Here is a 24,537-nt window from a genome sequence, read left to right on the forward strand (position 1 = left end):
CGCGCCGGGCACATTGAGTTGCGCAACCTGAAGCATGTTGCGCAGACAGCAACCGGATTGCTTTCTAGCCGGAGGTGCGGCGATGGCGGGACCCCGAGTGGTCATCATCGGAGCGGGCGTCGTGGGGGCGGCGCTCGCGGACGAGATCTCCGCGCGAGGCTGGACCGAAGTGACCGTGGTCGACCAGGGGCCGCTGCCCGCCACCGGCGGCTCGTCCTCGCACGCCCCGGGGTTGGTCTTCCAGACCAACTCCTCGAAGACCATGACCGAGTTGGCCCGCTACACGGTCGAGAAGTTCTGCTCCCTCGACGTCGACGGCAAGCCCTGCTTCCTCCAGGTCGGCGGCCTCGAAGTCGCCACCACCCCCGAGCGCGTCGCCGAGCTCCACCGCCGCCACGGCTGGATCACCGCCTGGGGCATCGAGGCCCGCCTCCTCACCCCCGAGGAGTGCGTCGAGCACCACCCGCTGGTGAACCCGGAGCGGGTCCTCGGCGGCCTCCTGGTCCCCACCGACGGCCTCGCGAAAGCCGTCCTCGCCGTCGAGGCGCAGATCCGCCGGGCGACCGAACGCGGCGTGACCTTCCTCGCCCGCCACGAAGTCCTCGACGTCCAGCGCGCCGACGGCCGCGTCACCGGCGTCCTCACCGACCAGGGCGAGATCCCGGCCGACATCGTCGTGTGCTGCGCCGGCATCTGGGGCCCGAAGATCGCCGGCATGGTCGGCATGAACCTCCCGCTGACCCCGCTCGGCCACCAACTCGCCTGGACCGGTCCAGTACCCGCCCTCGCAGGCCAGACCGAGGAGGCCGTCCGCCCGATCCTGCGCCACCAGGACGCCGACCTCTACTACCGCGACCGCTTCGACACCATCGGCATCGGCTACTACGGACACCGCCCCATGCCCATCTCGGCCGACGACATCCTCTCGGTCGGCGAGGCCGACGACATGCCCTCCGTCCTCAAGTTCACGGAGGACGACTTCGCGCCCGCCTGGACGGAGACGCAGTCCCTGCTCCCCGCGACACGGGACACGAAGGTCGAGGAGGGCATCAACGGTCTCTTCTCCTTCACCACCGACAACTTCCCGCTCCTCGGGGAGAGTTCGGAGGTCAAGGGCTTCTGGGTCGCCGAGGCGGTCTGGGTCACGCACTCGGCGGGCGTCGGCCGCGCGATGGCGGAGTGGCTGGTCGACGGCTACTGCTCGTCCTTCGACCTCCACGAGTGCGACGTCAACCGCTTCGAACAGCACCAGCTCGCCCCCGAGTACGTCCTGGCCCGCGACTGCCAGAACTTCGTCGAGGTCTATGACATCCTCCACCCCCTCCAGCCGTCCGGTGAGCCGCGTCCGATCCGCACCAGCCCCTTCCACACCCGCCAGCAGGAGCACGGCGCGGTCTTCCTGGAGGCCAACGGCTGGGAGCGCCCGCAGTGGTACGAGGCCAACTCGGCCCTGCTGGAAGGCCGTTCGATCCCCACCCCGAACGACTGGGCGGCGCAGTACTGGTCGCCCATCGTGGGCGCCGAGGCACAGGCCACCCGCGAGACCGTCGCGATGTACGACATGACGGCCCTCAAACGCCTGGAGGTGACCGGCCCCGGTGCCGCCGACTTCCTGGAGGCCCTGGTCACCGGCAAGGTGGCCAAGTCGGTCGGCTCGGTGACGTACACCCTCCTGCTGGACGAGGACGGCGGCATCCGCAGCGACGTCACCGTCGCCCGCCTGGCCCGCGACCGCTTCCAGGTCGGCGCCAACGGCAACCTGGACCTGGACTGGTTCACCCGCCACCTGCCCGCCGATGGAACGGTCCAGGTCCGCGACATCACCCCCGGCACCTGCTGCATAGGCCTGTGGGGCCCACTGGCCCGCAAGGTCCTCCAGCCCCTGACGGACGAGGACTTCACCAACGAAGGTCTCAAATACTTCCGCGCCAAAAACGCCTACATTGGCACGGTCCCGGTAACCGCCATGCGCCTGTCCTACGTCGGCGAACTCGGCTGGGAGCTGTACACCACCGCCGACCAGGGCCAGAAACTCTGGGACACTCTGTGGCAGGCGGCCAAGCCCCTCGGCGGTGTCATCGCGGGCCGCGGCGCCTTCAACAGCCTCCGCCTGGAGAAGGGCTACCGCTCCTTCGGCACCGACATGACCTACGAGCACGACCCCTACGAAGCTGGCGTCGGGTTCGCCGTCAAACTCGACAAGGGCGACTTCATCGGCAAGGCGGCACTGGAACGCCGAAAGACCGACGTACAAAGGCAGTTGACCTGCCTCACCATCGACAACCCGCGCTCCGTCGTCATGGGCAAGGAACCGGTCTACGACGGCGACCGCGCCGTCGGCTACGTCACCAGCGCCGCCTACGGCTACACGATCGGCAAGGGCATCGCCTACGCCTGGCTCCCGGCCGAACTAGCCACCCCCGGCACCCAGTTGCACATCGGCTACTTTGACCAGCGCGTCGAGGCGGTCGTGGCTGAGGAGCCGTTGTTCGACCCGACGATGTCCCGCCTCCGAGGCTAGCCGGAAGGACGAGAACTCCACATGAACGCGCTGAACACCCCGTTGGCGGAACTGGATCCCGAGGTCCACGCCGCGCTCCGCGCCGAACTGCACCGCCAGCAGTCCACGTTGGAGATGATCGCCTCCGAGAACTTCGCGCCCTCCGCCGTGCTGGAGGCGCAGGGCTCGGTCCTCACCAACAAATACGCGGAGGGCTACCCCGGCCGTCGCTACTACGGCGGCTGCGAACACGTCGACGTCACCGAGCGGTTGGCCATCGAGCGGGTCAAGTCGCTCTTCGGCGCGGGCTACGCGAACGTCCAGCCGCACTCGGGCGCACAGGCCAACACGGCGGTGTTCTTCGCCCTGTTGAAGCCCGGCGACACGATCCTCGGCCTCGACCTCGCGCACGGCGGACACCTCACCCACGGCATGCGCCTCAACTACAGCGGCAAGATGCTGAACGTGGTGCCGTACCACGTCTCCGAGACCGACAACCTGGTCGACATGGACGAGGTGGAGCGCCTCGCGAAGGAACACGGCCCCAAGATGATCATCGCGGGCTGGTCGGCGTATCCACGGCAGTTGGACTTCGCGGAGTTCCGGCGGATCGCCGACGAAGTGGGCGCGCTGCTGATGGTCGACATGGCGCACTTCGCGGGCCTGGTAGCCGCCGGGCTCCACCCGAACCCGGTCCCGCACGCACACGTGACCACGACGACGACACACAAAACCCTCGGCGGCCCACGCGGCGGAGTCATCCTCACCAACGAGGCCGACCTCGCCAAGAAGATCAACTCAGCGGTGTTTCCTGGGATGCAGGGCGGCCCCCTGGAGCATGTCATCGCCGCGAAGGCGGTGTCGTTCAAGGTCGCGGCGTCACCGGAGTTCGCGGAACGCCAGTCCCGCACGCTGGCCGGCTCCCGCATCCTCGCGGAACGCCTGACCCGAGCCGATGTAGCCGCGACCGGCGTGAAGGTCCTGACCGGCGGTACGGATGTGCACCTGGTCCTGGTGGACCTGCGCGACTCGGAGTTGGACGGCAGGCAGGCGGAAGACCTCCTCCACGAGATCGGCATCACCGTCAACCGCAATGCCGTGCCCTTCGACCCGCGCCCGCCCATGGTCACGTCGGGCCTGCGCATCGGCACACCGGCGCTGGCCACGCGAGGCCTCACGGAGGAGGACTTCGCGGAGGTTGCGGACGTGATCGCGCTGGCCCTCCAACCGGCCCCGAATATCGGCGACTTGCGCACCCGCACAGAGGCCCTGGCCGCGAAGCACCCGCTCTACCCGCACCTGTCCGAGGAGGACGCCCCCCGATGACCCCCCGCACCCCGGGCGCCGATCTCCCCGAACACCCCGACTGGCTCTGGCGCACACCCGAGCCGAAACGCTCGTACGACGTCGTCATCGTGGGCGGCGGCGGCCACGGCCTGGCGACCGCCCACTACTTGGCGAAGAACCACGGCATCACTAACGTCGCGGTGCTGGAGAAGGGTTGGCTGGCGGGCGGCAACATGGCCCGCAACACCACGATCATCCGTTCCAACTACCTGTGGGACGAGAGCGCGGGCATCTACGAGCACGCGCTCAAACTCTGGGAGGGACTGGAGGAGGAGCTGGACTACCCGATCCTCTTCTCCCAGCGCGGAGTCCTCAACCTCGCCCACAGCCTCCAGGACGTCCGCGACAGCGTGCGCCGAGTCGAGGCGAACCGCCTCAACGGCGTGGACGCGGAATGGCTCGACGAACGGCAGGTCAAGGAGGTCTGCCCGATCGTCAACACCTCACCGGACGTGCGCTATCCGGTGATGGGCGGCACCTACCAACCACGTGCTGGCATCGCCAAACACGACCACGTGGCGTGGGGCCTGGCCCGCTCCGCCGACGCGGCGGGCATCGACCTCATCCAGAACTGCGAGGTCACGGGCCTGGACGTAGTCGACGGCAGGGTGGTGGGCGTACAGACCACACTCGGCCCGATAGCGGCGGGCAAGGTGGCACTCTGCTCGGCAGGCCACACGTCGGTCCTGGCGGCGATGGCGGGCATCCAACTCCCGCTACAGAGCCACCCGTTGCAGGCACTGGTGTCAGAGCTCCTCGAACCCGTCCACCCCACGGTGGTCATGTCCAACGCGGTCCATGTGTACGTGAGCCAGGCGCACAAGGGCGAGTTGGTGATGGGCGCGGGCATCGACTCGTACAACTCCTACACCCAGCGTGGAGCGTTCCACATCATCGAGGAACAGATGGCGGCGGCCCTGGAGCTGTTCCCGGTCTTCGCCCGCGCGCATGTGCTGCGCACGTGGGGCGGCATCGTGGACGTGACCCCGGACGCGTCACCGATCGTAGGCCTGACTCCGGTGGACAACCTGTACCTCAACTGCGGCTGGGGAACCGGCGGTTTCAAGGCCACCCCGGGCGTCGGCTCGGTCTACGCCCACACCATCGCCCACGACACGCCTCACCACCTCAACGCCCCCTTCTCGCTCGACCGTTTCACCACCGGCGCGCTCGTCGACGAGCACGGCGCTGCCGCGGTGGCCCACTAGGGAGCCGAACCATGCTGCTGATCCCCTGCCCCTGGTGCGGGCCCCGCGACGAAGCCGAGTACCACTACGGCGGCCAGGCCCACGTCGCCTACCCGGAGACCCCGGCCGACCTGACCGACGAGGAGTGGGCACGCTACCTGTTCTTCCGCGACAACCCCAAGGGCCCCTTCGTGGAACGGTGGAACCATGCGGCGGGATGCCGCCGGTGGTTCAACGCGGTACGGGACACGGCGACGAACGAGATTCTGGGGGTGTACAGGGCGGGGGAGGAGCGGCCAACGCTGAGTGGGCGGGGGGCAGTTGCTGATTCGCCGGTGCTTTCTGAGCCACTTCCGACGTCCACTGTTCAGCGCGGGCCCGCAATTTCAGCCCGTCCGGCGTTTGAGGACGAGGCCCTTTCGGGGCCGACGGGGGTCCAGGGGGCGGAGCCCCCTGGGAACGGGGTCGAAGGGGCAGAGCCCCTGGAGGATGGGACGGGTAGGGGCGGCGGGGGCGCTGCATCCATCAGCGGCTCTGCCGCGGGCCAACCGTTCCGCCACCCCACCCGAGGCCGAATCCACCGAGACACCCCCCTCACCTTCACCTTCGACGGCACCGAATACCAGGGCTACAAAGGCGACACCCTCGCCTCCGCCCTCCTCGCAAACGGCGTCATCCAAACCGGCACCAGCATCAAACTCGGCCGCCCCCGAGGCATCTTCACGGCAGGCGTCGAAGAACCCAACGCCGTCATCCAGATCGAGGCCCCGTTCCCCGAGCCGATGCTCCCCGCGACAACGGTCGAGCTCTACGACGGCCTGGTCGCCACCGGCCTCCCCGGCCAGGGCCGCCTGGCCACGGAACCCGACCCGGCCCGCTACGACGCCGCCCACGCCCACTGCGACCTGCTCGTGGTCGGCGCAGGCCCAGCCGGTCTAGCAGCCGCGGCCGCCGCCGCCCGCACCGGAGCCCGCGTCATCCTCGCCGACGACCGCCCCGAACCAGGCGGCAGCCTCCTGGACACGGCCCAACACCTCGACTGGGTAAACGAGTTGAGCGAAGTGCTCACCGCCGCCCCCGACGTCCGCATCCTCCGCCGCACCACCGTCTTCGGCCACTACGACGACAACCACCTCCTGGCCGTGGAACGCCGCACCAACCACCTGGGCGCAGATGCCCCCACCCACGTCTCCCGAGAACGTGTCTGGCGCATCCGAGCCCGCCGAGTCGTCCTGGCAACCGGCGCCCACGAACGCTCTCTCGCCTTCCCGGACAACGACCGCCCCGGGGTAATGCTCGCCGCGTCGACCCGCGCGTACGTCAACCGTCAAGGCGTGCTCCCCGGTCGTAGGGCTGTCGTCTTCACCACCAACGACAGTGCGTACGCAGCCGCGTTGGACCTGGCGGCGGCAGGCGTGGAGATCGTGGCGATCGTGGACACCCGCCCGTCGGAGCCGGAGGAGTGGGCGAGCCGAGCCCGCGAGGCAGGCATCGAGGTACTGCCCGGACACGCAGTCGTAGGCACCGAGGGCGCCCCACGCCTGACCGCCGTAACTGTCGCCCCGTACGGCGAAACCCGTTACACGACAAGGCAGTTCACCGCAGACCTCCTCATGGTCTCCGGCGGCTGGAACCCGGTCGCCCACCTGTTCAGCCAGGCAGGCGGCAAGCTCCGCTACGACGACACCCTCGGCACCTTCGTCCCCGACACCTGCCGCCAGCTGGTGGAGGTCGCGGGCGGCGTGAACGGTGAATTCGACCTGGCCGGAGCCCTGTTGCAGGGCGCAGCCGCAGGCGCCCGAGCGATAGAGGCCGAGGGCTACACGGCCGAGACGCCTTCACTGCCCCAGGTGACCGCGGAACCGCACACCCCCGCGATGCAGGTCTTCGTCGTCCCCGGCCCCACCGACGCCCCCAGCTTCGTGGACCTCCAACGAGACGTCACCGTGGCCGACTTGACCCGCGCCACCGCCGCCGGCCTCAACTCGGTCGAACACACCAAGCGCTACACGACGGCCGGTACGGCCAACGACCAGGGCAAGACGTCAGGCGTCCTGGCGAGCGGAGTGGTCGCCGAACTCCTCGGCGTGGACGTGTCGTTGCTGGGCACGACGACATTCCGCCCGCCCTACACGCCCGTTTCCTTCGCCACCCTCGCCGGCCGCGACCGGGGCGCGCTGCACGACCCGATCCGTACGACCGCGCTGCACGACTGGCACGTCATGCAGGGCGCGTTGTTCGAGAACGTCGGCCAGTGGAAACGGCCTTGGTACTACCCGCGCGACGGCGAGGACATGGAGAGCGCCGTCCTGCGCGAGTGCGCGGCGGCCCGCGAGGGCGTCGCCTTCATGGACGGTTCCACCCTCGGAAAGATCGACGTACAGGGCCCGGACGCACCCGTCTTCCTCGACCGCCTCTACACCAACATGATGAGCAACCTGAAGGTCGGCATGATCCGTTACGGCGTCATGTGCCGCCCGGACGGCATGGTCTTCGACGACGGCACGGCCATCCGCCTCGCCCCGGACCGCTACCTGGTCACCACGACCACGGGCAACGCGGCCGCCGTACTGGACTGGATGGAGGAGTGGCACCAGACCGAGTGGCCCGAACTCCGCGTGCACTGCGCCTCGGTGACCGAGCAGTGGGCGACCGTCGCCCTGGTCGGCCCCCTCTCCCGCGAGGTGCTCGGCTCGCTCGCACCCCAACTCGCCGTAGGCCAGGACGACTTCCCGTTCATGGCCTGGCGGGACACGACCGTCGCCGGCATCGAGGCCAGGGTGTGCCGGATCAGCTTCTCCGGCGAACTCGCCTACGAGATCAACGTGTCACCGTGGGAGGCCCTCGCCCTGTGGGAGGCGCTGTACGAGGCCGGTTCCCCCTTCGGCATCACCCCGTACGGCACCGAGACCATGCACGTCCTGCGTGCCGAGAAGGGCTACCCGATCATCGGCCAGGACACCGACGGCACGGTAACTCCCCAGGATCTCGGCATGAGTTGGGCGGTCTCGAAGAAGAAGCCCGACTTCATCGGCAAGCGCTCCTACGCCCGCGCCGACGCCGTCCGCCCCGACCGCAAACACCTCGTCGGCCTGCTCCCCGACGACCCCGCCGCGTTCCTCCCCGAGGGCACCCAACTGATCGCGGACAGCGTGCTCCCCGCCCCGCCCGTCCCGATGCTCGGACACGTCACCTCCAGCTACCGCAGCGCCGCCCTCGGCCGCACCTTCGCCCTCGCCCTCATCAAGGGCGGCCGCGACCGCATCGGCGAACGCCTCTACGCCCCCGTGGGCGACCAGTTGATCCCGGTCACCGTCGCAAGCCCCGTCCTCTACGACCCCGAGGGAGCCCGCCGCGATGGCTGACACCGCCCTTTCCGTCCCGCGCCGCAGCCCCCTCGCGGGCGCCGCCGACCGGCTGGCGGCCACGACCCGCTCCTCCGGCGGCACGGTCCGGCTGGCCGAACTGCCCTTCCTGGCCCAGGTGAACCTCCGGCTCGACGCGAAGGGCGCGGCGGCGGACGCCGTAGGACTCGCGCTCGGTCTGTCCCTGCCCCTTGAGCCCAACACGGTCGTGCGGGCAGGGGAGTTGACGGTGCTGTGGCTCGGCCCGGACGAGTGGCTGGTGGTCGGACCGCCGGACACGCAGCGGGACGTGGAGCACCGGATCCGGGCGGCGGCCGGTGACGAACACATCGCCGTCACCGATGTCTCCGCCCAGCGCACCACCCTCCTCGTCTCCGGTGCCCGCGCCCGCGAACTGCTGGCCCACGGCTGCCCGTTGGACCTGCACCCGCGAGCCTTCGGCCCCGGACGCTGCGCCCAGACCACCCTGGCCCGCGCCCAGGTCGTCCTGGTCGCCCGGGACGAACCCGCCGCCGGATTCTGGGTGTTGGTCCGTTCGTCCTTCGCCGGGTATCTGACGGACTGGCTCCTGGACGCGGCGGCGGAGTACGTGCGGAACGACTGAACCGGCCGTACGCCGAAGGCCGTTCGCCCGTCACAGGCAGAACGGCCTTCCGCATGTCACTGGTTGTGCCGGTGGTGTCAGGCGACGGCCTGGCCGACCTCCACCTCGTCGAGGCGCTTGCTCCTGGGGATCAGAGCGACGAGCAGCGCGCCCGCGGCGACGCAACCGACCACCAGCCAGAGCCCGTTGGTGAAGCCGGCGTCGAGGTAGAACTGGGTGCCCTTGAGGACCGCCCCGTGCTGTGCCATCACGACGAAGGCCAGCTGGGAGACGACGATCTGGGCGACGCCCTGGCCGAGGGTCTGGACGCCGTTGGCGAGTGCCTGTTCCTCGGGGGTGACCACCTCGATGATCATGATGGGCACGATCGCCATCACGATGCCCGTACCCAGTCCCGCGATGACGCCCATCTCGATGATCTGCGGGGCGCTGTGGTGCAGATGGGTGCCGATGCCGTAGCCGAGGACCGCGAGCGCGGCTCCGGTACCCAGGAGGATGCGTGCGTCGACCCGGCGGGAGAGCAGGCCGGTACCGACGGCCCCCGCGATGATCATGGCGCTGATCGGGCTGGTGACGATGGCGTTGTGGGTTCCCGACCAGCCGAGGCCCGCCGAGATGGTGGGGATGTTGGGCATCAGGATCAGGAGCTGGATCACCACGCCGACGGCGCTGAGCGAGCCGGCCGCGATGGAGGTGGCGAGGAGAACGGTCCACACCGGGCGTCGTCGGGTCATGGAGAGCGGGAACAGGGGCTCCGCGACCCGGCGCTCCACGAGGACGAAGACGATCAGCGCGATCACCGCTCCGACGACGTAGCCGATGAACTTGGCGCTGCCCCAGCCCCAGTGCGTGCCCTGGCCGACGGCGTACACGATCGCCGTGACCCCGCCGCCGAGGAGGATTCCGCCGACCCAGTCCATCCGGCCGGCCGCCGCACGGATCGGGCTCTCCGGCACGAAGGCCGCCACCAGAGCGAAGCTGACGGCGGTGCTGATGGCCATGAACCACAGGACACCGCGGAAGCCGTAGTCGTCCAGCAGCCAGCCGGACAGGAACGGTCCACCGAACGCGACGAGACCGACACCCCCGGCCAGGATCCCGCTGGCGACCCCGACCCACTTGCGCGGGAACACGTCACGGGTGATGGCGTAGGCGAGCGGGGCGCTGGCGGCGTAGATGCCGGCGATGCCGCGGCCGATCAGCAGGGTGCGGTAGTCGGTGGCGACGGCGGCGAGCAGGTCGCCCACGAAGCCGAGGCCGATGGCGACGAGCAGGACGCGCTTCTTGCCGAAGATGGCCGCGGATTTGACCACGAACGGCAGGAAGAACGTCCCGGTCAGCAGGGTCATCAGGGTGAACCACGCGATCTCGGTGGTTCTGAAGTGGATCGCCACGTCGGCCTGCGCGATGCCGGACAACGCGGCGATGAGCGCGACCAGTTGGACGGTCCAAACGAGTGCGACGATCACGAGGACATTGCGTGATGTCGGTGGGGGACTCTCGTCGTCCAGCGGGGGAGTGAGCTGGGTCTGGGACATCGGCGGCCTTCCGTAAGTGAGCGGAGCGAAGGTCCAGAGAGCCGATAAATTAGACCTAACGGTCGGTACAATCAATGAGTTGCGCAAAAAGAAAGTTGACGTTGTGGCGGGCGTCGGCTCCGGGCCTGGTCAGCGATATCGGGCCAAAGTCTTCGACTAAATCGTCAACAATAGCGTCGACGCTATTGCTCACGGATCAACGGGCAGCTACGTTCCTCGCCGTGCCTGCACGACCCCGATCCGGCGATCGAACGGAGTACCCAGCATGCCCAAGCTGTTCAGATGGTGTCGGTGGAACTCGGCCACCTTCATGGCCACCCTCGCCGCAGCCGTCGCGCTGGTCACCGGTGCGGGCGTGGCGCTGGCCAACAGCACGACCGGCAGTGCGCAGGCCGCCAACTCGGCCTCGGCGAAGGCCGTTTCGGCGAGCACCACGACCTCGGGCATCGCACCGGCCATCTCGTGTTCCGCCGTCGCACAACTGGACCTGGCCGCCGCCGTCCCCGGCGTGCCCTTCGAGATCACCTCGGCCACCGAACTCGCCGCGAGCGCCAACACCCTGGGAAACTGGGCCGCTTGTGACGTCAAGGGCGTGATCGCCCCGCAACTCCACTTCGAGATCAAACTCCCCGAAACCGGCTGGCAGGCCAACTACCTCCAGGTCGGCTGCGGTGGCCTCTGCGGCAACACCAGCGTCACCAGCGCCCCCGCCTCGACCGGCTGCGTCCCGCTGACCACCGGCGCCTTCGCCGTCGCCTCCAGCGACGAGGGCCACTACCAGGGCGGCGGCCTCTTCTCCACCGACCCGACCCTGCGTGCCGACTTCGGCTACAAGTCCGACCACGAACTGGTCCAGGCGGCCAAGGCCGTCATCAAGCAGTACTACGGCCAGCCGGCCACCCACTCCTACTTCGACGGCTGCTCCCAGGGCGGCCACCAGGCCCTCACCGAGGCCCAGCGCTTCCCGACCGACTTCGACGGCATCATCGCCGGCGCCCCGGCCAACAACTTCACGGCGCTGAACACCTTCTCGCACGCCTGGACCGCCCAGTCCGTCTACCTCGACGGCGGCCCGGCCACGATCACCAACGCGGACCTCGCCGGCCTCCACAAGGCCGTGCTCAAGGGCTGCGACGCCCCCGCCGACGGCATCATCGCCGACCCGCTGAGCTGTACCTGGGACCCCGGCACCATCCAGTGCGAGTCCGGCCGGACCTCGACGCCCGACGCGTACTGCCTCACCGCGGACCAGGTCACCACCCTGCGCCGCATCTACGCCGGACCCACCGACGAACACGGCCAACTCCTCTACCCCGGCTACCAGTTGCGCGGCTCCGAGCTGAACTGGGCCGGGATCATCACCCCGGCCACCGCCACCGGCGCCAGCGGCGACATCAGCTTCGTTCGGGAGACCCTGCGCTATCAGATCTTCGACAGCCCGCAGCCGACCCTGACGTACAAGGACATCCAGTTCACGGCCGCCTACTACAAGAAGGTCATGAGGCTGGGCGAGGGCATGTACGACGCCACCGACCCCGACCTCACCGCGTTCAGGAAGGCAGGCGGCAAGCTGATCCTCTGGCACGGCCTGGGCGACCAGCACATCCCGGCCGTGGGAACGATGGCCTACTACAAGGCAGTTGAGAAGATCACGGGCGGCGAGACGGCCACCAAGACCTTCGCCCGCCTCTTCCTGCTCCCCGGCGTCGCACACTGCGGCGGCGGCCAGGGCCCGGACACCTTCGACGCGCTGACCGCGATCACCGACTGGGTCACGAAGGGCGACGCACCGGCAAGCCTGACGACCAAGTCGGTCGACAGCAGCGGGAACACCACCACCACCTCCCGCCCGGTCTACCCCTTCCCGTACTACGCCAAGAACACCACCGGCGGTTCGGCCACGGACGCGAGCAGCTACACCCCCGTCAAGTCCACCGCCGAGGCCACCCTCAAGCTCAACTGGCTCGGCTCCTTCCGCTCCGGCTACGAGACGGTCGGGAACTGGATGGGCGGCAAGTGGGTCGTCACCAAGGGCAGGAACTGACGTACAGCGAGGGTTGATTGAGATGGCGAGGCCCCCGGTTTCGAGCCGGGGGCCGCGTCGCCGGGATCAGAGTTCCGCAGCAGTTCCACGTGACGCGCCGTGACGGTCTCTGCGGCGCCCTTCGCGTACCGGGAGTTCATCGCCTCGTAGGTGATCCGCTCGTAACTCCCGGCGTCCGCCATGTACTTGGCGGCGCCGTTCACCATGGTGACCACGCAGGTGGCGGGGAACGGCGACGCGGCCTTGAGGTCGAGACCGGTGCCGGCGTTCAACTCGGCCTGGAGGCCCGCGAATACGGTGTTGCCGATGCGGGCCACGACGACCGCGGCCTCGGAGAATCCGTCGGGAGTGAAGTCGTAGTGGGTGGTGGGGCGGAGCGCGTGCAGGCTGCCCGCTTCATCGTCTCCATGACGTCCTGGCCGGCGATCCCCTGGATCCTCGTCCCGTTCTGGCTGCTGGTCGTCAACTCCCTCAAGACGGAGGGCGATGCGAGCGTCCTGCCGATGAGCTGGCAAGAGCGCTGGAGCGACGGGGCGAATTACCGCACGGTGATCGACAAGGACTCGTACCTCACCGGCCTGGGCGTACGCCCGTTCCGACTCGCGGACGCTGCGGTTCGCGTACTGCACGTCCGCGCTGTCGATCGTGCTGCCCCCGGCGATCATCCCGACGATCTACGTCCTCACCCAGCTCGGCCTCAACGGATCGCGTCTCGGCTACATACTGGTGATCGTCGGCACCCGGCTCGGGGTGGTGATCTTCCTGGCCACCGGCTTCGTACGGACCCTTCCGCACGACTTCGAGGAGGCCGCCCAGTTGGACGGGGCGAACAAGTGGCAGATCTACTGGCGGATCGTGCTGCCCGTGCTCACCCCGGTGCTCTTCACCGGCGCGGTCATGCTGATCATCTCGGTCTGGAAGGACTCCTACTTCGCCCTGTTCCCGCTGCGCGGCTCCCAAACGGCCACGCTGCCGCTGACGTTGTACTCCTTCGCCTCCTCGTCCACGCACGGTGTCAGCTGGAACCTGGTGTTCGCCCATGTGGTGCCGACCAGCCTGCCGCTCGTCCTCGTCCACCTCGTCCTGCAACGCCGCGTCCTCGCGGGCCTCACGGAAGGAGGTGTCACGGGCTGAGCACCCCCGTCAGGACACACAACCCACGTGCGCCAGCGCCTGCTTGAGCAACACCCCGTGCCCGCCCGGCATTTCGCTGCGCAGCGCCTCCGAGGCGGCCTCCTCGGGGCTGAACCAGACGAGGTCCAGGGCGTCTTGGCGGGGCCGGCAGTCGCCGGTGACCGGTACGACGTAAGCGAGGGACACCGCGTGCTGGCGGGGGTCGTGGTACGGCGTGACGCCGTGCGTCGGGAAGTACTCGGCGACGGTGAACGGCTGCAGCGAGGTCGGGATCCGGGGCAGCGCGACCGGGCCGAGGTCCTTCTCCAGATGACGCAGGAGGGCGTCGCGGACCCGCTCGTGGTGCAGTACGCGGCCGGAGACGAGGGTGCGGTTCACGGTGCCGTCGGGGCCGATGCGCAGCAGCAGTCCGATGCTGGTCACCTCCCCGTTGTCGTCGACGCGGACGGGCACCGCTTCGACGTAGAGGATCGGCATGCGGGCGCGTGCCTGTTCGAGGTCGTCGGCGGACAGCCAACCGGGCGTGGTATCGGTCATGTCAGACATTGCTTGATCATACTTTCAGTGTCCGTCGGATAGCCGGTAGACCCGGCGGGCATTGTCGGCCCCCGCCCAGCGTGCCAGCCGCAGCGCGTCGGGCAGGCCCAGTTCGTCGGCGTCCACCCGGTCCTGGAGCAGATCCCCAAGACCCCGGCGGAACGCCAGTGCTCCGAGCCCATAGAACTCCGCAAGACCATAGGCGTCAGAGCTGTACAAAAGTTTGCGGAACGGTGTGATCTCCATCGCCTCCGCCAGCACCGCCCGCGCCCGGACCGGTCCAACATGGTGCAGGGTGAGCCCCACGTCCAGGTACACCTGTTCGAAGACGGCCGCCAGGTATCCGGCCTGACGCTGATACGGCCAGCAGTGCAGAAGCAGCACCGGGATCGTGCCGGCGGTCAGGTGCAGCCAGTCCGTGAGCAGGGCCGGGTCGGTGCGGTGCAGCCGGATGTCGTTGTCGCCGAACCCCGTGTGGAGTTGGAGCGGGAGCCCCAGGTCGACCGCGGTCCACAGCAACTGCCGTACCAGGACCGGGTCTTCGAGCCGACCGCCACGGGCCAGCCAGACGCGGGCCGCCCGGGTCACCTCCGCGTCCGAGGGCCTGGCCGGGTCGAGATCGAACCCCGTCCGGTATGCGGCCACCGACTTCACCGCCACCACCCCCGGCCGCCGCACCGCGTCCAGCGCGGCGGTCCGGAACGCGTCCGCGTACCCGTCCGGCTCGACGCCCCGCGCGGCCACGGACTCCGCGACCGTCTCAAGCCGTACGACCTCATGCGCGACCGCGCCCGCCGCCTCCGCGAGTTCGGTGGGCGAGGTGATGTGGTGCGGCGCGAACCCCGTGTCGACGCAGAAGACACCGGTGCCTGCGACGGCCAGGAAGCGCCGGTTCACCTCGTGCGGGCCCAACTCGGTGCGCCGGGCGAGGTATTCGTCGGCTGGCGAGTGCCGCTCCAGGTCCAACATCGGTGCGCAGTAACGGCGTACGGCGATCCCGACCGGGCTGTCGAACGGCGAGATCCCGCTGCCGGGCCAGACGTCCCCCTCGGTGAGCAGCGACTCGAAGGCCGCCCGGTCCAGGTCCTCGGTGACGACTCCGTGGCAGTGGTGGTCCACCAACTCCAGCGCGGCGAGCGCCTCGTGGACCGGTCCAGTGGCCATCGTCAGTACTTCCAGCGGTACACGGCAGCCACTTGCTCGTCGTCCAGCTCCGCCACGGCCGCGATCTCGCCCTGTCGTACGGCGATCACCGCGTCGGCGAGGACCGGTCCAAGCGCGGCCCGTAGTTGCGCGTCCTTGCGGAACTCCGTGACGGCCTCGGCGAGGGAGGTCGGCAGTCGTCGTACGCCCCGGGCCTCGGCTTCCGAAGCGCCCAAGTGCGCGGGGTCGCCGGTGGTCTCCTCGGGCAGGGCGGCGGATGACGTCAGGCCGTCGAGGCCGGCGGCGATCAGGCAGCCGAGGGCGAGGTACGGATTGGCGGCCAGGTCGACCGGTTTGACCTCCAGGTTCGCCGCCTGGGCGCGTTGGCCCGCCGTGCCGGTGACGACGCGTACCGCGGCCTCGCGGGTCTCGCGGCCCCAGGCCGTGAACACCCCTGCCCACTGGGAGGGTTGGAGACGGAAGTAGCTCGCCGGGCTGGGCGCGGTGACGGCAGTGAGGGCCGGGAGGTGAGTGAGGACACCGGCCGCGAAGGACTCGGCGTCGGCCGTCATGCCGTAGCGACGGTCGCCCCCGGTGTGCAGGTTGGCGCCGTCGCGCCAGGCCGAGAGGTGGATGTGGCCGCCGTTGCCGACGCCCTGGGCGAAGACGGACGGTGTGAACGAGGCGCGCAGACCGTGCCGTCCGGACACCGCTCGGATCGTCTGCCGTACGAGGACGCTGCGGTCGGCCGCCGCGACCGGGTCGAGCGCGCCGATCGACAGCTCGAACTGCCCGGCCGCGTACTCGGGGTGGAACTGGTCCACATCGACACCCTGGGTCGCCAGGGCCGACAGCAACTCAGCGCCGTAGTCGCTGAGTTCGACCTGTCGGGTCGCGCCGTACGCCGGACCGGTAGTGGCGGGGACGAACGCGCCGTCGGGTGCCGTGGCCAGGCCGAGTGCCCACTCGATCTCGATGCCGGCCCGGAAAGTGAGCCCGTGGAGCCGCTGCGCGTCAACGACCGTACGGCGCAGGAAGGTTCGGCTGCAGCCGGGGTGCCGCTCGCCCTCCTGGGTGACGCGGTCGACCGGGGCCCAGGCCCAGCCTGGCTGCCCGGACAGGATGGCCAGGTGGTCGAGGTCGGGGTAGAGGCGCAGATCGCCGTCCGGGGAGCCGAGGACGTCGGTGGTGACGATGGAGTCGTTCGCGAGGAACGTGTCGAACACCGGGGACATGCCGACGCCCCAGGCCGCCGCCGAGGCGAGCTTCGAGGTCGGGACCGTCTTCACCCGGCCCACGCCCGCCGTGTCGACGTAGGCCAGGACGATCCCGTGCACACCCCGCCCGGTCAGCTCCGCGGCCAGCGCGATGGCGCGCTCGACCTCGCCGGGGCGGCCGCCGGGCAGGGGGTCGGCAAGGGTGGTCATACGTCCTCCACGGTGGCGTCCTGCACGGTCGGCGTCGCCGTCAGGGTTTCACGGCCACCGCGCCGAACTGCGGTACCACGGCCGGGGAGTCGGAGTCCGGGCGCCACCGCGAGCACGGCACCAGGCCCGGGTCGAGGAGGTCGAGCCCCTCGAAGAACGCGGCGACGTCCGCGCGGCTGCGGGCGGTGATCGGGGGAGTGGCGTTCTCGTTCCAGAACTCCATGGCCGGGACGTTGCCCTCACCGCCGAGGTCGGCGTCGAAGGTCGGGTGCGTCAGCACCAGGAAACTGCCCGAGGGGACCGCCGCCATGACCTTGCGTACGACCTCCCGGGCGTCCTCGGTGTCGAGGATGAAGTTGAGGATGCCCAGCATCATCACCGCGACGGGACGGTCGAAGTCCAGTGTGTCGGCGGCCTGTTGGACGATCGCCGCCGGATCGTGCACGTCCGCGTCGATGTAGTCGGTGACGCCCTCGGGCGTGCTGGTGAGCAGGGTGCGGGCGTGGATCAGCACCAGCGGGTCGTTGTCGACGTAGACGATACGGGCGTCGGGTGCGACGCGCTGGGCGATCTCGTGGGTGTTGTCGACCGTCGGCAGTCCGGTGCCGATGTCGAGGAACTGCCGTACTCCGCGCTCGGTGGCGAGGAAGCGCACCGCGCGGCCGAGGAAGTCCCGGTCGGCGCGCGCCACTTCACGGATCACCGGGAACATTCCGGCGACGTGCTCGCCGACCTGCTGGTCGATCTCGTAGTTGTCCTTGCCGCCGATCCAGTAGTTCCACACGCGGGCGTTGTGCGCCACACCGGTGTTGAGCCGGGTAGGTCCCTCTGCCGGGGTGTCGCTGTCACTCACGCTGTGGCTCCTTGTTCGCCCGTCTGGCCCGTCAACTCCATTGTGCCGCCAGGTGATCACTCGGCCCAAGGGTTCGCGACGATCGGGGCGAATGTTCTGGCGCGTGTTCTTCGGTAGCGGCGGACCCGGTGAACTGTCAGTCCAGGTTGTTGGGTTGGGCCGGAGGCGTCCGTCCCGCCAGGACGTCCTTCAGGTGTGAGGTGCCGTCCTGTACGGCGGCCTTGGTCGTGTCGGTCTCCGTGCCGTCGAGGCCGCCGGACGTTACCGTGATCGCGTCGGTGCCGACCCGGACGACGGCCAACTGCAGGGTGAGCGTGGTGGGTTCGTTGCCGCTCGTGCCCGTGACGGTGACCTGGAGACCCTGGCGGGCGTCGCCCACAGAGGACACCGGGTCCTCGATGACCTGAACCGTCCTATGACCGCCCTTGGAGTCGGTCGCGGTGAACTGGTCGCACTTCACCGGCAGCGTCTTCAGCCAGTTCAGGGAGGCACCGAGTTTGGCCCGGTCGTAGGCGGCGACCTGGTACAGCAGCCGGGAGTCGCCCTGCTCGAACCCGGTCAGCGCGGACGCGCCGGACGGCTTGCCGAGGAGGGTGTCGTCGTAGAGCGCGTCGAGCAGTTTCTGACAGTCGGCGGCGTTCGTCTTCGCGGTGAGGAAGTCGGCGACGTCGACCTTCCCGATGACCAGCTTGTCGCCCCAGCCGGCGGCGCCCTTGACCTGCGTCCAGTCGTCCTCAAGATCGGCCTCGGTGATGAGCGCGGACTTGGCTCCGGCCGGGGTGAGAGCGGGGGCGGCGGATTTCATGGCGCGGGGCGAGGCGGATTTCCCGGTACGGGGTGAGGCGAGCGGTGACTCGGCGGCGAGCGGAGAGGCGGCGACGTCCGAGGCGCTCCCGCGGTCCGCACCACTGCCCTCGCTGTCGCCTCCGCCGGAGCAGGCCGCGCAGGTCAACAGGGCGCCCGCCGCGAGGACCGAGGCGAGGACACGGACAGGACGGGCGGGTCGGGAGGGCGGGCGACGGTGCATGGCGGGGCCTCCGGGGGAGTGACAGGTGTGTCCCCAGCGCACCACCGGGGCGCCGGGGCCTCCAGTGCAGGGGGCCGTTCGGGTGAGTCACGCGGGGTAGGGGCGTGTCCTCGCAGGCGGGAGGCAGGTCAGGGTGGCGCACCCTTGCGGGTGGGAGACGGGTCGGGGTGGCCCGTCCTCCGGGTGGGGGAGTGTGCCTGGGCGCGCCGTCCACTGGAGTAGTGCTGGTGATTCGGGTGCCCGGCGCGTCAGCGTGTCTCGTCCTCCGGCGGGCCGGAATGCCGGTGCGGCAGATGCAGACGGTGCTCATGGGGCTCGTGCGGTGGCCGGGGTTCGTGTTCCGCGCGGCGAGCCCGCGCCGCGAGTCCCGCCTCCAGCACATGGACCGTGCGCCCGCCGCACTTGGGGCAGATCGCGTCGGCGAGGGGTGACCTGAGGGCCTTCCCCTCCTCGTCGACGTACTCCTGCGTGGTCAGGCCGGAGGCGTCCGTCGGGTTGGTGAAGAACATCACCTGGAAGGTGGCCTCCCAGCAGTGGCCGCAGTCACCACAGGTGAAGGCGAAGGTCTCCGGCACGGTTCGGGGTTCCGCGGTCATGGCAGGGGCCTCCGTCGTGTGGGGCGGTCGGGTCGAGCGGCGAAGCAGTGCCCCCAGCGCACAACGCCGCAGGTCGTACGGCAACTCGAACGCCCCGTCCGGCATGCCCGCACCCCCGCCCGCCCCGACACTGGCCCCAGGCCGGGACGAGCTCCGGCCGCCGGCCCGGCACCCTGACGCGAAGGAGTGACCATGCTGCCCGGATTCCTCACCAGGGCGGTCGAGTTGCTGCTCGGCAGGCAGGGCCGCTCGCTCCACCTGAAGGCGGCGGGCGGCGCGACGGCGGTCCTCGGCGTGGTGATGCTGGTCGGTTCCTGGGCGGTGGTCGCCGCCGAACAGGGAGCGCGCGGCGCCAATCTGACGACGTACCCGAAGGCCCTGTGGTGGTCGATCGAGACGGCGACCACCGTCGGATACGGCGACTTCTACCCCGTGACGCTGTGGGGCCGCGTCGTCGGCTCGGTGGTCATGGTCACCGGCATCACCACCTACGGACTTGTCACCGCGGCCCTGGCCACCTGGTTCGTCGGGCGGGAACAGCGGCGCCGGCATCATCTCGCGCACGGGGCCGAGGAGTTGGGCGAGGAGACCGTGCGGGCTCTGCATGAGCGCTTCGACCGGTTGGAGCGGATGGTGGCCGGGAAGGGCGAGGACCTGGGGGCGTGAGGTGACGGGGGAGGCGGGTGTACCGCCAGGCTCTCCGGGAAGAGGGACTGCGCATGCCCGCGCGACGCCGCCGACCGCAGCACCTCACCTCGCCGATCGAGGCCGCTTACTCGGATTACCCGGTCTGCTCGGCCAACGTCACCGCACCGAAGGCATACCCCTCCCACAGCCGCCGCGAGGCCTCCTCCGGATACGCCGTGACCACGGGCTCCGCGTCGAGCACCTGCACCGATCGCCGCTCGGTGTCGTACGCGGGCCACCCGGGGTCACCCGTCCGCGCGAACGCCGTCCAGGACGCCCGGAAACGGGACGACAGCGCCAACGCCTCGGGCGAGGGCACGACATCGGCGAACAGCAGATTGCCCAGGTCGGCGGTGAACGTGCCGAACAACAGCGGGATGTCGAGACCATGGCAGGCACCCAGTACTCCGCCCAACCCCGGCGCGGACCAGGTGAGTTCGTAGACGTGCACCCGTCCGCCCGCGGCGACCTGCGCGTCCGCCAGGTGCACGCAGGGCATGCGGAACACCCGGTCGGAGTGGACGAGTTCGTACAGCTCGCCCGGGGAGGCGTCCGGGAAGGCGGTGCGGTAGGACTGTTCGGCGTCGGGGCCCGGGCCGAACCAGCGCAGCGCGGATGCCGCGTCCTCCTCGGTGATCTTCCCGAGCTGGCCACCGAGCGCGGTGAACAGGCGGAACTCGTCCCGGTTGTGACCCAGGATCAGCTCCACGTCCCGGGCCGCGCCCGCCGCGACTCCCTGCCAGGGTGTGGTGGGCAGCACCTCGCCGTCGACGACGGGTGCGAAGGGGCTCAGCGTGTGGGCGAGGCCGCCCCACCGGTCCTCGTACTGGTGCATCTTGGTGGTCAACATCTCGCCCGCTGCGGGCAGTTGACGCGGGTCCACGGTCGCGAGGTCGGCGGCCGTGGGACGCAGTCCCGCCTCGGCGGCGATGGCGGACGCGATGTCCTTGGCCAGCGGGTCGGAGAAGATCGGGCTCGGCACGCTCTGCGCGATGGCCCGGCGGAACAGTCCGACGGCGCTCGGCATGACCAGCAGCGAGGCCACCGATCCGGCACCGGCCGACTCGCCGAAGACGGTGACCTGTTCGGGGTCGCCGCCGAACGCGGTGATGTTCTCCCGCACCCACTCCAGCGCGGCTACCTGGTCGAGCAGCCCGCGGTTGGCGGGGGCGCCGTCGATCCGGGCGAACCCCTCGATCCCGACACGGTAGTTGAAGGTCACGACCACCAAGTCGCCTTCCCGGGCGATGTGTTGGGCGTCGTATCCGGGGCTGCCCGCGTGTCCCAACTTGTAGGCGCCGCCGTAGATCCAGACCATGACCGGTCGGCGGGCCGCCGGATCGGGAGCGGGTGTCCACACGTTGACGGTCAGCCAGTCGTCGCCCGTCGCCGCCTCCAACACGCCCCGGCGGCCCTGGAATCCGGACTCCTGCGGGGGCGGCGGCCCGAAGTCATGGGCCTTGCGCACGCCGTCCCAGCCGCGCACCGGTCGCGGTGCCTGGAACCGGGCCTCCCCGACGGGCGGTTCGGCGAACGGGATGCCGCGGAAGACCGCCAGCCCGTCCTCCAGCCGCCCGCGCACCGCACCGGCGCCGCATCGCACCACGGGCGCGTCGGCCGAACCGGCCGCCGTGTCACGGGAGTTGGCTGTCGTCATCGTGGACTCCTCGCTGGGTGCCGGGGAAGTGCGGGTACGCGGAGGACGGTCGCCGTCCCGCATGACGCGGGACGGCGACCGCCGTGTGCTCGATGGCCAGAATGCCTTACGCCTTGGCCTCGGCGACCTCGGGAGCCGGGGTCGGCTCCCCGTCGGCCGGTGCCTCAACTGCCTTACGGGCCTTGGGGATCAGGCTCGCGAGGAAGAAGGCCAGCAACGCGGCTCCGGCACCGATCGCCATGACCACCTTGAAGCCGTTCTCCGAGGGGAGTGCGGAGCCGCCGAAGTCCGTGGTCATCTGGGCCAGGATCACACCGGCGATGGCGCTGGCGAAGGAGGTGCCCAGGGACCGCATCAGGGTGTTGAGGCTGTTCGCCGCGCCGGTCTGGGACGGGTCGACCGCGCCCATGATCAGGGCGGGCAGGGCGCCGTAGGTGAAGCCGACACCGGCACCGATGATGCAGGACACCAGGACGAGGTGCCAGACCTCGGACATCAGCAGGATGTTGAGGGCGTAGCCGGAGGACACGATCAGCGCGCCGATCATCAGGGTGACCTTCGGGCCCTTGGCCTTGGTGACGCGGGCGGACACGGCGGACATCGCCATCATGACCAGGCCCTGCGGGGCGAGCACCAGGCCGACCGCCAGCATCGACTTGCCCAGGCCGTAGCCGGTCTGCGTGGGCAGTTGCAGCAGCTGGGGGAGGACCAGGGACATCGCGAACATCGAGAAGCCGAGGGCGATCGAGGCCAGGTTGGTGAACAGCACCTGCGGCTTCGCGGTCGTCCGCAGGTCGACCAGCGGCTGCGGGCTGCGCAGCTCGTACCAGCCCCAGGAGAGCAGGATCGTCACGGCGGCGACGCCGAGGATCAGGGTCGTCGCGCTGGTCCAGCCCCAGTCGGAGCCCTTGGAGATCGCGAGCAGCAGGGAGATCAGTCCGGCGGACAGTCCGAGCGAGCCGACCAGGTCGAAGCGGCCGCCGGTGCGGACCTTGGACTCGGGCACGATCAGCAGGACCAGCAGGAAGGCGACGGCGCCGAGGACGGCGGAGACCCAGAAGAGGAGGTGCCAGTTGTAGTGGTCGGCGATGAAGGCGGCCGAGGGCAGACCCAGGGCGCCGCCGACGCCGAGCGAGGCGCTCATCAGGGCGGTGGAGCCGGCCAGCCGGTCGCTGGGCAGCACATCACGCATGATGCTGATGCCGAGCGGGACGACCGCGGCGGCCAGACCCTGCAGCGCGCGGCCGATGACCATCGGGACCAGCGAGTCGGCCAGGGCGCAGACGATCGAGCCCGCCACCAGCAGGATGATGCTGGTCAGCAGCATGCGGCGCTTGCCGAACATGTCGCCGAGGCGGCCCACGACCGGGGTGGCCACGGCGGCGGCCAGCAGCGTGGCGGTCACCGCCCACGCCGTGTTCGACGCGGAGGCGTTCAGGTACTTCGGCAGCTCCGGGATGATCGGGATGACCAGGGTCTGCATGAGCGAGACGACGATTCCGGCGAGGGCCAGCACCGCGACGACGGCGTTCGACCTCGGCGGAGCGGAGGAACCCGCTTCGGCGGGTCGGGCAAGGGCGTCGGACATGGCAGTGCCTCCATCTGGAACGAGCGTGACGATCTGGACGAGCCGACTTGCTTGACTCACTCAACCATAATGAGATTGATTGACTTACGCAAGTGAATTTTGGGTGTGGGGCAGCAGCGGCAGTTCGGTGACGACCTCGAAGCCGCCCTCGGGCCGATGCCCGGCCCGGAGCCGCCCGCCCGCGGACAGGGCGCGCTCGCGCATGCCGATCACGCCGTAGCCGTCGGCCGGAGCGGGGGAGGAAGGCGTCGCGGGGGAGGCGGGAGCCGTCGTGCCGCCGTGGTCGGTGACGGTGATGCCCAGCCGGTCGTGCGCGTAGCTGAGCCGTACCTCGGCCGAGCCGGTGCCCGCGTGCTTGGTCACGTTGGTGAGTGCTTCCTGCACGATCCGGTACGCCGTGAGATCTGCACCGGCGGACAACGGCCGTGGCCTGCCTTCGGTGTTGACGGTGACGGACAGCCCGGCGGGCTCGAACGAGGCGGCCAGCTCGGCGAGTTGGGCCAGTCCGGGCGCGGGCCCCGACGGAGTCTCGGAGTCGTCGGCGTGGCGCAACAGGCCGACGGTGGCCTTGAGTTCGCGTACGGCCGACAGGGTGGTGCCCGCGAGTTCGCCGGCGATCCGCTCGGCCTCCTCGGGCCGGCTGCGCATCAGCCGTACGACCGTGCCTGCCTGGAGGTTGGCCAGGACGAGGTGATGGGCGACGACGTCGTGGAGGTCTCGGGCGATCCGCATGCGTTCCTCGGTGACGCGGTGCCGTGCCTCCTTCTCCCGGGTCCGTTCCGCGTGGTCTGCGCGTGCCTGCACCGCATCCAGGTAGGCGGCGCGGAGTCGGGTCGTGGTGCCGAGGGAGGTCGGCAGCAGCAGCCAGAAGACCGACCCGGCCAGCTTCAGGACCAGCGGTTCGGTGGCGGGTCCCACGAGCAGGGACGTGCCCAGGAGCAGGGCGATGCCGGAGACGGTGAAGAGGTTCGCGGTGGTCCGGTCGGATCCGCGGGCCAGGGTGTAGAGCGCCATCATCAGCGGTCCGATCACCAGGACCGTGACGAGGTAGCCGAGCGCGGCCACGGCCATGGCACAGCCGAGGGTGACCACCACCGTGGTGCGGGGCAGGGTGCGCCGCCACAGCAGCGCGAAGGACGCGACACCCGCGGCCAACACGCCTGGCCACCAAGGGACTTCGAGGTCGCGGCCCGGGAGTGTCAGCACACTGCCCGGGAAGGAACAGGCGAAGAGCGCGGCGGCGATGACCAGGTCGACGGTGCGGGGATGGCAGCGCAGCAGCCGCTGCAGACGGTGGATCATG

General features: G+C 69.9%; 19 protein-coding genes. 8 read left to right on the forward strand and 11 right to left on the reverse strand.

Annotation, left to right across the window (positions count from 1 at the left end; genetic code table 11):
• The first annotated feature begins 82 nt into the window (after positions 1-82).
• From OG496_RS46735 to OG496_RS46755, 5 genes are read left to right on the forward strand one after another with little or no spacing between them, the layout of a single operon-like run.
• Positions 83-2,521, forward strand: a complete 2,439-nt coding sequence (locus tag OG496_RS46735; protein ID WP_405975210.1) for an FAD-dependent oxidoreductase — start codon at positions 83-85, stop codon at positions 2,519-2,521.
• Between the two features lie 21 nt (positions 2,522-2,542).
• Positions 2,543-3,826, forward strand: coding sequence for a serine hydroxymethyltransferase (gene glyA / locus OG496_RS46740; RefSeq protein ID WP_405975211.1), 1,284 nt, complete (start codon positions 2,543-2,545; stop codon positions 3,824-3,826).
• Positions 3,823-5,055 (forward strand): sarcosine oxidase subunit beta family protein, encoded by a 1,233-nt coding sequence (locus tag OG496_RS46745; RefSeq protein WP_405975212.1) that lies wholly within the window; start codon positions 3,823-3,825, stop codon positions 5,053-5,055. Before glyA ends, OG496_RS46745 begins: the two co-directional genes overlap by 4 nt.
• A gap of 11 nt (positions 5,056-5,066) precedes the next feature.
• On the forward strand, positions 5,067-8,399 hold the full coding sequence (locus OG496_RS46750; protein WP_405975213.1) for a sarcosine oxidase subunit delta family protein: 3,333 nt from the start codon (positions 5,067-5,069) through the stop codon (positions 8,397-8,399).
• Positions 8,392-9,003 (forward strand): sarcosine oxidase subunit gamma, encoded by a 612-nt coding sequence (locus OG496_RS46755; RefSeq protein WP_405975214.1) that lies wholly within the window; start codon positions 8,392-8,394, stop codon positions 9,001-9,003. The genes OG496_RS46750 and OG496_RS46755 overlap by 8 nt, the downstream gene beginning before the upstream one ends.
• 77 nt (positions 9,004-9,080) lie before the next feature.
• Here the strand turns inward: OG496_RS46755 and OG496_RS46760 are convergent, their stop codons facing one another.
• Positions 9,081-10,541, reverse strand: coding sequence for an MFS transporter (locus tag OG496_RS46760; protein ID WP_366491986.1), 1,461 nt, complete (start codon positions 10,539-10,541; stop codon positions 9,081-9,083).
• A 265-nt stretch (positions 10,542-10,806) separates the two neighbouring features.
• Between OG496_RS46760 and OG496_RS46765 the strand changes: the two genes are divergently transcribed.
• Complete coding sequence (locus OG496_RS46765; RefSeq protein WP_405975215.1) at positions 10,807-12,585, forward strand: tannase/feruloyl esterase family alpha/beta hydrolase; 1,779 nt, start codon at positions 10,807-10,809, stop codon at positions 12,583-12,585.
• Here the strand turns inward: OG496_RS46765 and OG496_RS46770 are convergent.
• Positions 12,525-13,250: a hypothetical protein gene (locus tag OG496_RS46770; protein WP_405975216.1), complete on the reverse strand. Its 726-nt coding sequence runs from the start codon at positions 13,248-13,250 to the stop codon at positions 12,525-12,527. The genes OG496_RS46765 and OG496_RS46770 overlap by 61 nt on opposite strands.
• Between OG496_RS46770 and OG496_RS46775 the strand changes: the two genes are divergently transcribed.
• Positions 13,231-13,719: a carbohydrate ABC transporter permease gene (locus tag OG496_RS46775; protein ID WP_405975217.1), complete on the forward strand. Its 489-nt coding sequence runs from the start codon at positions 13,231-13,233 to the stop codon at positions 13,717-13,719. The two genes, OG496_RS46770 and OG496_RS46775, sit on opposite strands and share 20 nt — an antisense overlap.
• Before the next feature lie 9 nt (positions 13,720-13,728).
• Here the strand turns inward: OG496_RS46775 and OG496_RS46780 are convergent, their stop codons facing one another.
• The 6 genes from OG496_RS46780 to OG496_RS46805 form a co-directional block, all read right to left on the reverse strand.
• Positions 13,729-14,256 (reverse strand): NUDIX hydrolase family protein, encoded by a 528-nt coding sequence (locus tag OG496_RS46780; RefSeq protein WP_318020245.1) that lies wholly within the window; start codon positions 14,254-14,256, stop codon positions 13,729-13,731.
• A gap of 24 nt (positions 14,257-14,280) precedes the next feature.
• Positions 14,281-15,420 carry an amidohydrolase family protein gene (locus tag OG496_RS46785; RefSeq protein ID WP_405975218.1) on the reverse strand — a complete coding sequence of 380 codons (1,140 nt, stop codon included), beginning with the start codon at positions 15,418-15,420 and terminating at the stop codon, positions 14,281-14,283.
• A 2-nt stretch (positions 15,421-15,422) separates the two neighbouring features.
• Complete coding sequence (locus tag OG496_RS46790; RefSeq protein WP_405975219.1) at positions 15,423-16,826, reverse strand: glutamine synthetase family protein; 1,404 nt, start codon at positions 16,824-16,826, stop codon at positions 15,423-15,425.
• Between the two features lie 40 nt (positions 16,827-16,866).
• Positions 16,867-17,679, reverse strand: coding sequence for an SAM-dependent methyltransferase (locus OG496_RS46795; RefSeq protein WP_366491980.1), 813 nt, complete (start codon positions 17,677-17,679; stop codon positions 16,867-16,869).
• A gap of 136 nt (positions 17,680-17,815) precedes the next feature.
• Positions 17,816-18,706 (reverse strand): hypothetical protein, encoded by an 891-nt coding sequence (locus OG496_RS46800; RefSeq protein WP_405975220.1) that lies wholly within the window; start codon positions 18,704-18,706, stop codon positions 17,816-17,818.
• A 248-nt stretch (positions 18,707-18,954) separates the two neighbouring features.
• Positions 18,955-19,302 (reverse strand): hypothetical protein, encoded by a 348-nt coding sequence (locus OG496_RS46805; RefSeq protein WP_366491978.1) that lies wholly within the window; start codon positions 19,300-19,302, stop codon positions 18,955-18,957.
• 192 nt (positions 19,303-19,494) lie between these two features.
• Between OG496_RS46805 and OG496_RS46810 the strand changes: the two genes are divergently transcribed.
• Positions 19,495-19,968 carry a potassium channel family protein gene (locus tag OG496_RS46810; protein ID WP_405975221.1) on the forward strand — a complete coding sequence of 158 codons (474 nt, stop codon included), beginning with the start codon at positions 19,495-19,497 and terminating at the stop codon, positions 19,966-19,968.
• A 115-nt stretch (positions 19,969-20,083) separates the two neighbouring features.
• Here the strand turns inward: OG496_RS46810 and OG496_RS46815 are convergent, their stop codons facing one another.
• The 3 genes from OG496_RS46815 to OG496_RS46825 all read right to left on the reverse strand — a co-directional run bounded on the left by OG496_RS46815 (position 20,084) and on the right by OG496_RS46825 (position 24,536).
• Complete coding sequence (locus OG496_RS46815) at positions 20,084-21,646, reverse strand: carboxylesterase/lipase family protein (protein ID WP_405975222.1); 1,563 nt, start codon at positions 21,644-21,646, stop codon at positions 20,084-20,086.
• Between the two features lie 106 nt (positions 21,647-21,752).
• Positions 21,753-23,234, reverse strand: a complete 1,482-nt coding sequence (locus OG496_RS46820) for an MFS transporter (protein WP_366491975.1) — start codon at positions 23,232-23,234, stop codon at positions 21,753-21,755.
• A gap of 84 nt (positions 23,235-23,318) precedes the next feature.
• Positions 23,319-24,536: a sensor histidine kinase gene (locus OG496_RS46825; protein WP_405975223.1), complete on the reverse strand. Its 1,218-nt coding sequence runs from the start codon at positions 24,534-24,536 to the stop codon at positions 23,319-23,321.
• Between the last annotated feature and the right edge of the window lies 1 nt (position 24,537).

Origin of the sequence: Streptomyces sp. NBC_00988 (assembly GCF_045162645.1) — a bacterium.
Lineage (GTDB): Bacteria > Actinomycetota > Actinomycetes > Streptomycetales > Streptomycetaceae > Streptomyces.